Annotated in this window: 8 protein-coding genes; 3 read left to right on the top strand and 5 right to left on the bottom strand. The window is 66.3% G+C overall.

Annotated features, from left to right (window positions below):
• The first annotated feature begins 320 nt into the window (after positions 1-320).
• Positions 321-1,610, top strand: a complete 1,290-nt coding sequence (ltrA, locus tag NHL60_RS15115) for a group II intron reverse transcriptase/maturase (protein WP_253445189.1) — start codon at positions 321-323, stop codon at positions 1,608-1,610.
• Positions 1,611-1,679: 69 nt separating this feature from the next.
• On the opposite strand, the gene NHL60_RS15110 is transcribed toward ltrA, so the two are convergent.
• From NHL60_RS15110 to NHL60_RS15100, 3 genes are all read right to left on the bottom strand, one after another.
• Complete coding sequence (locus NHL60_RS15110) at positions 1,680-3,056, bottom strand: IS4 family transposase (protein ID WP_253443272.1); 1,377 nt, start codon at positions 3,054-3,056, stop codon at positions 1,680-1,682.
• A 207-nt stretch (positions 3,057-3,263) separates the two neighbouring features.
• Positions 3,264-3,392 (bottom strand): putative transporter small subunit, encoded by a 129-nt coding sequence (locus NHL60_RS15105; RefSeq protein WP_253445187.1) that lies wholly within the window; start codon positions 3,390-3,392, stop codon positions 3,264-3,266.
• 87 nt (positions 3,393-3,479) lie between these two features.
• Complete coding sequence (locus tag NHL60_RS15100; RefSeq protein WP_253445184.1) at positions 3,480-5,180, bottom strand: sodium:solute symporter family protein; 1,701 nt, start codon at positions 5,178-5,180, stop codon at positions 3,480-3,482.
• 663 nt (positions 5,181-5,843) lie between these two features.
• Here NHL60_RS15100 and NHL60_RS15095 point away from each other — a divergent pair.
• Positions 5,844-7,316: a YdiU family protein gene (locus tag NHL60_RS15095; protein WP_253445181.1), complete on the top strand. Its 1,473-nt coding sequence runs from the start codon at positions 5,844-5,846 to the stop codon at positions 7,314-7,316.
• Positions 7,317-7,418: 102 nt separating this feature from the next.
• On the opposite strand, the gene katG is transcribed toward NHL60_RS15095, so the two are convergent.
• Positions 7,419-9,599 carry a catalase/peroxidase HPI gene (katG, locus tag NHL60_RS15090; protein ID WP_253445178.1) on the bottom strand — a complete coding sequence of 727 codons (2,181 nt, stop codon included), beginning with the start codon at positions 9,597-9,599 and terminating at the stop codon, positions 7,419-7,421.
• A gap of 364 nt (positions 9,600-9,963) precedes the next feature.
• Here katG and NHL60_RS15085 point away from each other — a divergent pair, with 364 nt between their 5' ends.
• Positions 9,964-11,940: a diguanylate cyclase gene (locus NHL60_RS15085; protein WP_367399332.1), complete on the top strand. Its 1,977-nt coding sequence runs from the start codon at positions 9,964-9,966 to the stop codon at positions 11,938-11,940.
• Between the two features lie 23 nt (positions 11,941-11,963).
• Here the strand turns inward: NHL60_RS15085 and NHL60_RS15080 are convergent, their stop codons facing one another.
• Entirely contained in the window at positions 11,964-12,911 is a 948-nt protein-coding gene (locus tag NHL60_RS15080) for a LysR family transcriptional regulator (RefSeq protein WP_253445175.1), read from the bottom strand.
• Between the last annotated feature and the right edge of the window lie 152 nt (positions 12,912-13,063).

The raw sequence follows: 13,063 nt of genomic DNA, 5'->3' as shown, positions 1-13,063 counted from the left end.
TCATATAGGGGTTTCCCAGGAACCTGGGAGGCCCGTCCTTCTCCTCCGAAAACCAGGACGACAGGCATGGGGCTGCCTGCCGAGAAAGCTCCCGGTCCGGTGCTGTCGTGCCTGACGGTACCGGAAGCAAACAGCAGGCACTCAGGGGGTACGGCCAGGCGACGACAAGGAGCCAGCCGGATGGAGGGGCGGGAGTCGGAGTCGCTCATAGTACCCGGGAAGGTGGGGAACCGACTCGACGGGACCCACTGGAGGGAAGGGGCGGCCAATCATCAGAACTGCACGAGGGCAACATGACAGGTGCACAGGAACCTGAGGTCATGTCCACGAAACAAGTGCGGATAGCAGCACTGGCAGAGTGCTTCCCGCAGCGTGCCTTCACGTCACTGGCGCATCATATCGATGCCCAGTGGCTGAAGACGGCCTACCTGATGACGCGCCGTGATGGCGCCGTCGGGATTGATGGCCAGACGGCGGACGACTTCGCGCGCGACTTCGAGGCCAATATCCAGCGGTTGCTGGAAGCGGCCAAGAGTGGTTGCTACCGGGCGCCGCCAGTGCGGCGTGTCCATATCCCCAAGGGAGATGGGCGCACCACACGGCCGATCGGCATCCCCACCTTCGAAGACAAGGTCCTGCAGCGTGCTGTAGTGGCCCTGCTGGAGCCGCTCTACGAGTACGACTTTCTGGACGGCTCGTACGGCTTCCGGCCGGGACGCTCGGCGCACCAGGCGATCGAGACGGTGAGGGAGAGCTTGATGTCGATGGGAGGTGGCTGGGTCATTGACCTGGACATCCAAGCCTTCTTCGACACGATCGACCATCGGCACCTGCGTGAGTTTCTGCAGCAACGAGTGAAGGACGGTGTCGTCCTCCGCCTGATCGGTAAGTGGCTCAAGGCCGGAGTCCTGGAGGCCGGGCAGTGGCAGAAAGGTGAGGTAGGAAGCCCGCAAGGGGGTGTGATATCCCCCTTACTGGCGAATATCTACCTGCACTATGTGCTGGACGAGTGGTTTGAGAAAGACGTCAAGCCACGCCTGCGTGGACGCGCGTTCGAGGTAAGGTTTGCCGACGACGCCGTGCTCGCCTTCAGCAACGAAGCCGAAGCCCGCAAGGTGCTGGAGGTACTGCCCAGGCGTTTTGCACGCTTCGGCCTTACCCTGCACCCCGCCAAGACCCGACTGGTACGGTTTCAGCCACACGGTGGACAGCGCGCCGAGACCTTCGACTTCCTGGGCTTCACCCACTACTGGGGGAAGTCCCGGCGCGGTTACTGGGTTATCAAGCAGAAGACGGCCAAGGATCGACTCAAGCGAGCCTTGAGGCACCTGTCGGTCTGGTGCCGGGCGAATCGGCACCAGCCCCTTCTGATCCAGCATCGCCACCTATGTCGGAAGGTCAAGGGGCACTTTGCCTACTATGGCATCACAGGCAATTATGAAGCGCTGAAAGCGCTTGTGGATCAGGCCCGACGGATCTGGGTCAAATGGCTGAGACGTCGCTCTCAACGGGGAGGCTTCTCGTGGGATAAAGCCAACCTGCTGCTCAAGCGCCTGCCGTTACCCAAGGCAAGGATTGTGCACCAACGAACCCTTCAGCGAAGCTGGTGATTGAAGAGCCGGATGCGTTAATCGCGCACGTCCGGCTCTGTGGGGGGCCGGGTCGAGTAATCGCCCGGTCTACCCGACCTTTTTCGGATGACCATGCTGGCGGATTTGCTCTCGGGCTATTGGCCGCGGCGTCTTCAACAGCGGGTGGGGTGATGGTCGTCGTTTTAGCGCTCTAGGCTCCACCCGCCCCGGCCGCTGCCCCACACGAAGCGTCGTGATCTGTTTCATGAGGCAAGCGCGCTCATGATCGTGAAGCGGCGAACGTGCCGCGATCTGCCGCACCATCTGCACCGTATGCTTGAAGCTGAGGTGCTGAGGCAAGCAGTCTGCCCAGTCACTGGCTTCCACCATCACACGGCGGATCAGGTTGTAGGCCAACAGATACACCCACACCTCCTTTTCCACCATGGCGGGCGTCTTGCAGCGTAGCCGGTCCATGCCCAGGGTCGTCTTGATGTCCCGCAGGCGCAGCTCCACCTGCCAACGCATCTGATAGAGTTCCTGGATTTGCTGACGGGGCACCGCTCTGTCGGTGCATGTCGTGATCAGAACCATACCGCCAACCGCCAGCTCCCTCATCGACAGCGTCGTCGGCAAGGCGTTGAACGCCGCTTGGCTCATCCAGTCACGGCGATTCTTGGGTTTCTCCCACGTCGCAATGTGATCCTTGTGCCCCAGCGGGTCGCCGGCCTGAAAATCCGTCTCGCGTCGGAAGTGCTGGCGCATCACCACATCGACACCGCGGGCAGCCAGTTCTGCGACCAGGGCATAGGACGGGTAATAGCGATCCGCAATGACGATGTCTCCAGCCTCAAAGGTGTCGAGCATCTCCCGCAGCAGAGCATGCTCGCCCGTCCCCTTGCCCTTCAAGGGACCCATGGCGGCATTGAGTACCGCACCGCTGTTCATGTCCATGATGACCACCAGGCGCGCCATCGGAAAGCCCAGGCCGGGCTTCTGACTACCTGGCTGGGGGAAGCGTTGCTGGTTCTCGGGCGTATCCGGCATCGACACGGTGGTGCCGTCAATCAGCTTGATGGGCCGGCCTTGCCAGGTTCTGGCTGCGGGCATACTTGCTGCCAGGGTATGGCCAAGATGACGTGTCAGGTCGGCGATGACATCGCCTGGCAGTCGCTGCCGGGCCCGGCAGTAGGCGCCCGTACGAGGGCTTGCCGTGGCCTGCTGGTGATGTGTCCAGGTCAGGAGATGGCGGTTGACGGCTTGCTGGCAAGAGCCGTCGGCTCCCAGGACTTGCGCGATGAATGTCTCCAGCGTGACCATGGGCGGAAAGAGCCGATGGCGACAAGCCGGCAGCGCTTGATCCAGGCCGGAAGCTGCGAAAGTCGCGTGGAGTTGAGCGTATAGCTCGGTGTGACCCGGGCGGTTGGCATGATGCGCGACGCGCCGCTGTTGGCATTGGTGAAGCAGATCAGTAGGATAGGTCATGAGAGCAGGCGTTGGATTGGCGGGTTGTGTGTGGTTTCGCGACTTACACAATACCTCATCCGACGCCTGTTTTCATTTATATCAAGGGGTTACGCCTCTTTTAGCCCTTAAGTAAGTGCCATTCGGGTCTGACCCCGAAGGAGGCCTCGGAGGCTGCAACGACAACGGGCCCCATGAGGGGCCCGTTGCGTTCGGCTGGCTGGCGGTCTACACCAGCTCGCGCTGTTCTTCTTTCGCCTTGCGGCGGTCGCGCAGCACGGCGCGGATGATCAGCGCCAGCACGCCCAGGGTGAGGGCGGGCCAGATCAGGACGTAGAAACCATAGAGGGCGGTCATGTTCGTTCTCCCTTGTCATGCCTTGTGGAGCATGGTGCGCTGCCGCAGTACGGCAGCGCCTGTGTGAGTGAGGGGCAACGCTCGCAATCAGCGCTGGCCCGCCAGGCGGGTGGCGGCGGGGAGGGCGTCGTCGTCGGCAGCGCCGGGGGCTTCCTCGTGGCTGTCATAGTCGCCGACCCGCTCGCGGATGGTGTCGAAGTCGAAGTCCGGCTGGCGGCTCAGCAGGCTCATCACCACGCAGACCACGGTGCTGGCGCCATAGGCGGTCAGCGAGGCCAGCAGCACGGTGTAGTCGTGCAGGAAGCCGGTGGCGAAGACCAGCATGGCGACCAGGGCCAGCACGCCGGCGATGAAGCCCGCGGTGCGACCCAGGAAGCCGAACACCATCAGGCCGATGATGACGCCGCCGCCCACGCTTGCCAGCAGCTCGAAGAAGAGGCCGCTGCCGCCGTCCAGGGAGACCAGCTCGAAGCGCGCCACGCAGAAGAGCACCATGGCCACCAGCACCGAGGTGGTGAAGGCCTGGTTGGTGACCCGGTTCCAGAAGCAGCTGGCGATCACCGGGAAGACGATGGCGCCCCAGAGCGCGCCCACGAAGACCAGCATCACCAGGATATCGAGTGCGAAGCTGGCGAAGACCACGCCCACCATGGTGGCGATGATCATGGTCAGGCGGCCCACCAGCAGCATGCGCTTGGGGTCGGCCTTGCCGCGGGCGATGTTCTTGCCGTAGACGTCGGCCATCATGATCGCCGACAGCGCCGAGAGGTCGGAGTCGGCGGTGGAGGAGAGCGAGCCGATCACCAGGATGAAGAAGAGCGCGATGAACAGCGGCGGCAGGTAGCCGGAGACCATCTGCGGGATCAGGTTGTTCATGTCGCCGTTGAGCGGCTCCATGCCGGTGGTCAGGGCCATCAGGCCGATCATGCCCAGGCCGATGACGATGGCGCCGTAGCCCACGGTGGCGGTGAGGAAGGTGGGCTTGATGTGGTCCTCGTTCACCGCGAAGAGGCGCTGGGAGATGGTCTGGTTGCCGATGGCGTAGGCCAGCACGGCGACGAAGAAGGGCGCGCCCTGGTTGAGGATGGCGTCCATGGAGAAGAAGCTGGCCTGCTCCGGCGTCAGGGTGTCGAGGCCGGCCACCAGCTCGGTGGGGCCGCCCATGGCGAAGAACACCGCGGGAATGATCACGATGGCAATGGCCATGAGCGCCACCAGCTGGGCGAAGTCGGTGAGCACCGAGGCGCGAAAGCCCGACCAGAGGGTATAGAGCAGCACGCCGACGCCGGCGATGATCACCCCGGCCTGGAAGGAGAGCGGCGAGAGCACCGAGACCAGCGCACCCGCGGCGGTGAAGTTGACCATCAGGCTGATCACGCTGCCCAGCACGTTGGAGAGCGCCAGGATCAGCTGGCTGGAGGAGCCGTGGCGGGCGTGGATCAGCTCACCCAGGGTGTGGGCGTTGGGGGCGAGCTTGCGGAAGCGCCGGCCGAAGGGGTAGATGAAGAGGATCATCAGCGCGCCCCAGAGGCCGTAGTGGATGGGGCCCGAGACGCCGTAGGTGTAGCCGGAGGTGGCCGCGGCGTAGAAGGAGGCCGCCCAGATCCAGGTGGCGGTCATGCTGGCCGCGCCGATGCCGAAGCCGACGCGGTGGTTGGAGACCATGAAGGCGTCGGCGTCCTCGTTCTTCTTGCGGATGCCGAGTGTCATCAGGTAGGTGCCGCCGTAGAAGGCGAGCAGCAGCAGAAGGACCGTCAGGGTCGAGAATTGATAGAGCTCGTTGTTCAAGAGCATTCCCTCGGTAGGTGGAACGGAGGCGTCCCGGGCACGCCGGGCGAGCCGGAGTGCCGAACGCAGTGACGATGCTGGGGGAGCCAGGGGCCGTGACGGCGCGAGCGGTCGGTCCGCGAGCGGGCAGGCAGGCAGCAGAGTGCCGCCGGCGCATGGGCGCAGCGTCAGGGGATGGCAACCGAACACGGCAGAGCCTGCCGTGGAGGCATTACCCCGCTAAGGGGAGGTCGGGCGGCGGGCGGCGCGGCATGCACCGGCCCTCATCGGCGTAGTGGCGCGACATGGATTCCTTCTCTCTCGATGGCGTCGACGACGGTCAGTCGAAGGGTACGGCGATCCAGTCTGCGGTGAGGCAAGACCAGGGTGGCCGGGCGCTGGGGCCGCGGCACGTCAGGGATCGGTTTTTTGTCGATATTGTCCTGATCCGGGGGACATTACCCTACTCACCCGAAAAGCGAATGTCCAATCTCCTCCGAAAGCGTGGGGAATTGCGTGCACTTTCGCCGAATCCACCCGGTTGCTGTGCCTGGCCGAGCGGATCCGCGAGGCCCTGGCGCCGGTGACAGCGGACTGAGCCCGCTATGGGGGCGATAGGTCGAAAGGGAGAATTCCGAGCGTTATACTCGGGTATTCACGCCCCCGCCGCCTATCGGAGCCGCCATGTTTCCCGAGTTCACCCTGCGCTATGCCCGCCTTCCCGAGCGCTTCTTCGAGCGCTTCGACCCCGTGTCGGTGCCCGCGCCGCGCCTGGTGGCCTTCAACCGCCCCCTGGCCGAGGCGCTGGGCTTCGACCTCGACGCCTTCGACGAGGCGCGCGCCGCCGAGTGGTTCTCCGGCAACGCCCTGCCGGAAGGCGCCGAGCCCGTGGCCCAGGCCTACGCCGGCCACCAGTTCGGCCACTTCAACCCGCGCCTGGGCGACGGCCGGGCGGTGCTGCTGGGCGAGGTGGTCGACCGCGACGGGCGGCTGCGCGACATCCAGCTCAAGGGCGCCGGCATGACCCCCTTCTCCCGGGGCGCCGACGGCCGCTCGCCGCTGGGCCCGGTGCTGCGAGAGTACCTGGTGAGCGAGGCGATGCACCGCCTGGGCGTGCCCACCACCCGGGCGCTGGCCGCGGTGACCACCGGCGAGCGGGTCTTCCGCCGGGTGCCGGAGCCCGGCGGGGTGCTGACCCGCGTCGCCGCGAGCCACCTGCGGGTGGGCACCTTCCAGTACTTCGCCGCCCGGGACGATGTGGAGGCGGTGCGGACCCTCGCCGACCTGGCCATCGAGCGTCACTATCCAGAGCTCCAGGGCCTGGAGGAGGGCGAGCGCTACCTGGCGCTGCTGGAGGCGGTGGCCGGGCGCCAGGCGGCGCTGGTGGCGAAATGGATGGGGCTCGGCTTCATCCACGGGGTGATGAACACCGACAACTGCGCCGTCTCCGGGGAGACCATCGACTACGGCCCCTGCGCCTTCATGGAGGCCTACTCGCCGACCACGGTGTTCAGCTCCATCGACGAGCAGGGGCGCTATGCCTACCGCAACCAGCCCTGGCTCGCCCAGTGGAACCTGGCGCGCTTCGCCGAGACCCTGCTGCCCCTGCTCGACGCGGATCAGGAGCGGGCCATCGAGCGGGCCACGGCGGTGATCGAGGCCTTCGTGCCGTGCCATGAGGCCGAGCGGCTGGCGCTGTTTCGTGCCAAGCTGGGGCTGGTGCAGGAGGAGGAGGGCGACCGCGAGCTGGCCGAGACGCTGCTCGAGGCGATGGAGGCCGGCCGGGCGGACTTCACCCTGGCGTTCCGCCGCCTGAGCGAGGCGGTGGAGGAGGACGCCCCCGCCCTGCTCGAGCGCTTCGAGAGCGACGGGGCGCTGCGCGCCTGGCTGCCGCGCTGGCGGGAGCGCCTGGCCCGGGAGGCGGCCGGTGCCGGCGAGATCGCCGCACGCATGAACGCCGTCAATCCGCTCTATATCCCCCGCAACCACCAGGTGGAGCGGATGATCGCCGCCGCCGCCGAGCAGGATGACTTCGGCCCCTTCGAGGCCCTGCGCGAGGTGCTGGCCGACCCCTTCACCGAGCAGCCCGGCCGGGAGGCGTACGCCGAGCCGGCGCCGGCCACCGAGAAGGTCTTCAGGACATTCTGCGGCACCTGATCGCTGCTGCCTTCAGGCACAAGAAAGGCGCCCGGGTTTCCCCGGGCGCCTCTGTATCGGTGAGCCGATATGAGCCGGGCGGGCGCCCGGCTCAGGCCCTGATCACTTCTGGAACTGCTCCAGATCGAAGCGGTCGGCGTTCATCACCTTGGTCCAGGCCTTGATGAAGTCCTTCACGAACTTCTCCTGGTTGTCATCCTGGGCGTAGACCTCGGCGTAGCTGCGCAGGATGGAGTTGGAGCCGAACACCAGGTCGATGCGGCTGGCGGTCCACTTCACCTGATCGCTCTTGCGATCGCGGATCTCGTAGGTACCGTTGCCCGCGGACTTCCAGGTGTAGGCCATGTCGGTCAGGTTGACGAAGAAGTCGTTGGTCAGCTGGCCTTCACGGTCGGTGAAGACGCCATGCCTGGTGCCACCGTGGTTGGTGCCCAGCATGCGCATGCCGCCGACCAGCACGGTCATCTCCGGCGCGGTCAGGCCCATCAGCTGGGCGCGGTCGAGCATCAGCTCCTCCGGCTTGACCACATAGTCCTTCTTCTGCCAGTTGCGGAAGCCGTCGGCCACAGGCTCCAGCGGCTCGAAGGACTCGACGTCGGTCATCTCGGCGGTGGCGTCGCCGCGGCCCGGGATGAAGGGCACCAGCACATCGTGGCCGGCGGCCCTGGCGGCCTGCTCGATGCCCACGCTGCCGCCCAGCACGATCAGGTCGGCCACGCTGGCGCCGGTCTCGGCGGAGAGCTGCTCGTAGACCTTGAGCACCTTGGCCAGGCGCTGGGGCTCGTTGCCCTCCCAGTCCTTCTGGGGTGCCAGGCGGATGCGGGCACCGTTGGCGCCACCGCGCATGTCGGAGCCGCGGAAGGTGCGGGCGCTGTCCCAGGCGGTGGCGACCAGCTCACCGATGGAGAGGCCGCTCTCGGCGATCTTCTGCTTGGCGGCCTCGACGCAGTAGTCGGTGCTGCCGGCGGGGACCGGGTCCTGCCAGATCAGGTCTTCCTGGGGCGCCTCGGGGCCGATATAGCGGCTCTTCGGGCCCAGGTCGCGGTGGGTCAGCTTGAACCAGGCGCGGGCGAAGCAGTCCTTGAAGTACTCGGGATCCGCCATGAACTTCTCGCAGATGGCGCGGTACTTCGGATCCATCTTCATCGCCATGTCGGCGTCGGTCATGATCGGGTTGTGACGCTTGGAGGGGTCGGTGGCGTCGAGGGGCTTGTCTTCCTCCTTCATGTCCACCGGTTCCCACTGCCAGGCGCCGGCGGGGCTCTTCTTCAGCTCCCACTCGTAGCCGAACAGCAGGTCGAAGTAGCCCATGTCGAACTTGGTCGGATGGGTGGTCCAGGCGCCCTCGATGCCAGAGGTGACGGCGTTGGCGGCCTTGCCCTGCATATTGGGGTTGTGCCAGCCGAAGCCCTGCTCGGTCACGTCGGCCGCCTCGGGCTCCGGGCCCAGAGCATCGGCATCACCGTTGCCGTGACACTTGCCCACGGTGTGGCCACCGGCGGTCAGCGCCGCGGTCTCCTCGTCGTCCATCGCCATGCGGGCGAAGGTCTCGCGGACCTGTTCACCGGTCTTGATGGGGTCGGGCTGGCCGTTGACGCCCTCCGGGTTCACATAGATGAGACCCATCTGGACGGCGGCCAGGGGGTTCTCCATGGTATCCGGCTTCTCGACGTTGCCGTAGCGCTCGTCGGAGGGTGCCAGCCACTCCTTTTCCGCCCCCCAGTAGATGTCCTTCTCGGGGTGCCAGATGTCCTCGCGGCCGAAGGAGAAGCCGAAGGAGGGCAGGCCCATGTTCTCGTAGGCCACGGTGCCGGCCAGGATGATCAGGTCGGCCCAGCTGACCTTGTTGCCGTACTTCTTCTTGATCGGCCACAGCAGGCGGCGCGCCTTGTCCAGGCTGACGTTATCCGGCCAGGAGTTGATGGGAGCGAAGCGCTGGTTGCCGGTGCCGCCGCCGCCGCGGCCGTCGGCGATGCGGTAGGTGCCCGCCGCGTGCCAGGACATGCGGATGAAGAGGCCGCCGTAGTGACCCCAGTCCGCCGGCCACCACTCCTGGCTGTCGGTCATCAGGGCGTGCATGTCCTTCTTCAGCGCCTCGAAGTCGAGCTTCTTGACCTCTTCACGATAGTTGAAGTCCTCGCCCATCGGGTCGGTCTTGCGATCGTGCTGGTGCAGGATGTCCAGGTTCAGCGCTTCCGGCCACCAATCCATGTTCGAATGGCCTGCAGCGGTGTTGCCGCCGTGCATGACCGGGCACTTGCCAGTGTTCTGCTGATCACCCATATCGCTCTCCATCTTGGCTGCGTTGAGCTTCGTTTCGGGAATAGCCATCCTTATATAGACGATGACTTCCCGGGGGGACAATGAGCCATATCAACCATCGCCAACCTTGCGGGCGCGACGGCCGCTGCTCCTGTCCGGATCACCCCTAACCTACTCCTCCGAGATCCATTAGCACAATGCGGCAATGTCGACCGCTGCGATAGCCAATCTCAATCGGCAGGCGGTGGTGGAGCTGCTACGCCTGACGCGGCCCGTCAGGCCTCGGGAAAGTAAACCTCTTGCGGCGAATGTTGTAACATGCCCTCGAATTGTGACATTGGTTGTCATTCGGGGCAGCGCCGGGGGAAGGTTGCGAAAAGGGCTGGTGCCATGGAATTTCTGGCGGGCACTGCAGACGCTGCAGGGCCGTCTTCTTGCAGGGCTGGTGGTGACCTGGCTGGTCATCATCGCCCTGCTGCTGGGCGTGGCCTGGGGCATGGGCCAGACCCTGGCCCGCGACGCCAACCATTCGCACCTGGGCTACCAGGCCGAGATGCTCGGCCGGGGCTTGCAGGACCGCCTCCACCAGCGCTTCATGGCGCTCTCGCACCTGGCCGGCCAGCTGGCCGACGGGAGCGGTGAAGACGTCGCCGCTCTGCTTCGGCAGAACCGCAGCCTGCTGGCCCACTTCGAGGGCGTCATGGTGAGCGACGCCGAGGGTCGCGTGGTCGCCGACCTTCCCGAGCTGCCGGGCCGTGTGGGGCTCGAGACCACCCATACCGAATACTTCCAGATGCTGCGCCACTCGCCTTGGCCCTACGTGAGCCGGCCCTTCGTCGGGCGCGCCAGCGGGGAGCCTCTGGTGCTGATGCTGGTGCCCCGCTTCACGGACGATGGCGCATTCGCCGGGGTGGTGGGGGGCATGCTCAACCTGGCCCATGGCCAGTTTTTCCGCAGCATCGCCTCGCTCTCCTTCGAGCACCAGGGGCACGTCGCGATCTTTACCGCCGAGGGAGAGCCCCTGTTCGTCCCGGGCGCCCTCAACGGCGCTGTCGATGCTCTGGCGCGGCTCGACCCGCCGGACTTCCAGTTGGCGCTGGATGGCTGGCAGGGGGAAACCCGCCACGAGCTCCAGGGCGATACCCTGCTGGTGGCCTACCGCCAGGTGTGGGACGCCGACTGGGTGGTGGCCATGATGATGCCGCGTCGCTCGGTGCTGGCACCGCTGCAGGCCTTTTTGCAACAGCTGTGGTGGACCTGGCTGGTGGCGGCCCTGCTGCTGCTGGCGCTGACCCGCTGGTGGGTGGGGCGTCAGCTCTCGCCGCTGCATCGCCTGGAGGCGCAGATCGGCGAGGTGGGCGCAGGGCGGCGCCAGCGCCTGGTGCTCTCCACCGACCTGCAGGAGCTGCGCCAGGTCTCGGCGACCTTCAACCGCCTCGAACGCGAGCGCAGCGAGGCGCTGCATCGGCTGCGCGACCGCGAGGCCTTCCTGAACGCCGTACTGGGATCGACGCCGACCGGCATGTTCGTGGCCAGTCTTGATGGCGAGATCAACTACCTCAACCCCGCTCTGGTGGCCATGCTGGGGCTCGCGCCGGACACCACCACGGCGGCCGTGCTGGAGCGCATCCATGAGGATGACCGCGAGGGGGCCCTGGACCTCTGGCAGCATGCCCTGACCCGGCGGGAAGACTTCCTGCGGCAGCTGCGCATGCATGACGCCCGCGGCGAGCTGCTGTGGCTGGAGGTGCACGCCAGCCCGGTAGCGGGCGGCGAGGCGCCGCTCGGCATCGTCGGGATGGTCAAGGACATCACCGAGCGCCGCCACGAGGAGGCCCTGCGGCGCTGGGAGGCGGAGCACGACCCGCTGACTGGCCTGCTCAACCGCCGCGGCTTCGAGCGTCGCCTCGAGGAGGCGCTGGCCGACTTCACCAAGACCGGCACGCCCGCAGCCCTGATGCTCTTTGACCTGGACCACTTCAAACCGATCAACGACGACGGCGGCCACGCTCTCGGTGATGAGCTGCTGCGGCGCGTGGCCCAGGTGGTGGCCTGGGAAGTGCGGCGCAGCGACCACCTGGCCCGCCAGGGGGGCGACGAGTTTGGCCTTTTGCTGCCGAGCTGCACCCTGAGCCAGGCCGGGACTATCGCCGAAACGGTCAGGGCCGTGGTGAGCCAGGTGAGTGTCAGCCACGAGGGCCGCGAGTACTTCGTGACCGCCAGTATCGGCTTGACCGTCTTCCAGGAGGGCGATGATGCCATCGAGACGGTACTGGCCCGGGCAGACGCCGCCAGCTACGCCTCCAAGCGTCAGGGCCGTAACACCGTGAGTGTGAACGCTGACGCGGCCATCAGTGGGTAGCCTGGCCCGGACCTGAGTGTCTTTCAGGGCACCGTAGGCGGGATCACCAACGCTTTCTGCTCCCCCATCAGGAAGGGGCGATTGGCCTCCAGCGCCTCGCGCAGAAAGTCCCACAGCAGGCGCACCCGGGCCAGCTGGCGCTGCTCCTGGCGGGCGGTGATCCAGAACTGGCGCACGATCTCCACCTCATCATCCAGCACGCTGGTCAGGGTGGTGTCCGTCTCGGCCATGAAGCAGGGCAGTACGGCGAGTCCGGTGCCGTGGCGGGCGGCCACGTGCTGGGTGGTGACGCTGGTGCTGCGCAGGGGGAAGTGGGGCGGCGGGTCCACCACCGCCGGGTCGAGCAGCGGCGCCAGGTAGCCGAGCTGCTCGCTGAAGATGAGGTCATCCACATAGCCGATCAGCCGGTGCCGGCTAAGCTCCGCGAGCCGCTGCGGCGTGCCGTGACGCTCGAGGTACCCCTCGCTGCCGTAGAGGCGCAGCCGGTAGTCGCAGAGCCGCGAGATCACAAGCCCCGGGCTGACCGGGCGCTCCACGGTGATGGCGAGATCCGCCTCGTGGCGGCTCAGGTTGACCACCCGGGGCAGGGCGAGCAGGTCCAGGGTGACTCCCGGATGGCGCTCGCAGAAGGCCGAGAGCAGGGGGGCGATCACCCAGGTACCCAGGCCCTCGGTGACCCCCAGGCGGATCTGGCCGCTGATCTGGTGGTTCTTGTCGGTGAGGCTCTCTCCGGCCTCGAAGGCGTGGCGGGCCATCTCCTCGGCATGGGCGAGCAGCTGCTGCCCCGCCTCGGTGAGGTGGTAGCCGTGGGTGCTGCGCTCGAAGAGCTGGGCGTTGAGCTTCTGCTCGAAGCGCCGGGTGCGCCGGGAGAGGGTGGAGTGGTCCAGCCCCAGGCGGCGGGCGGCGTCGGTGAGCCGCTGGCTGCGGGCCACCTCGAGAAAGATCTGGATGTCCTGCCAGTCGAGCTGCATGGGGATTCCTGGATAGGTATGGTTGTGCATCAGCGCACAAGCAATGTGCCCGAGTGCCTATTGTGGCGCCATCCGACCTCTGGATAGACTCGTCCTCATCAGCTTTCGTGTTTTTATACACATAAAGTCTAATGCCAGGGCGGTCCACGTCG

The organism is Halomonas sp. Y3, from assembly GCF_024137965.1.
GTDB lineage: Bacteria > Pseudomonadota > Gammaproteobacteria > Pseudomonadales > Halomonadaceae > Halomonas > Halomonas mongoliensis.
Note: the sequence above shows the minus strand (reverse complement) of the source record. Positions and strands in the feature narration are given on the sequence as shown.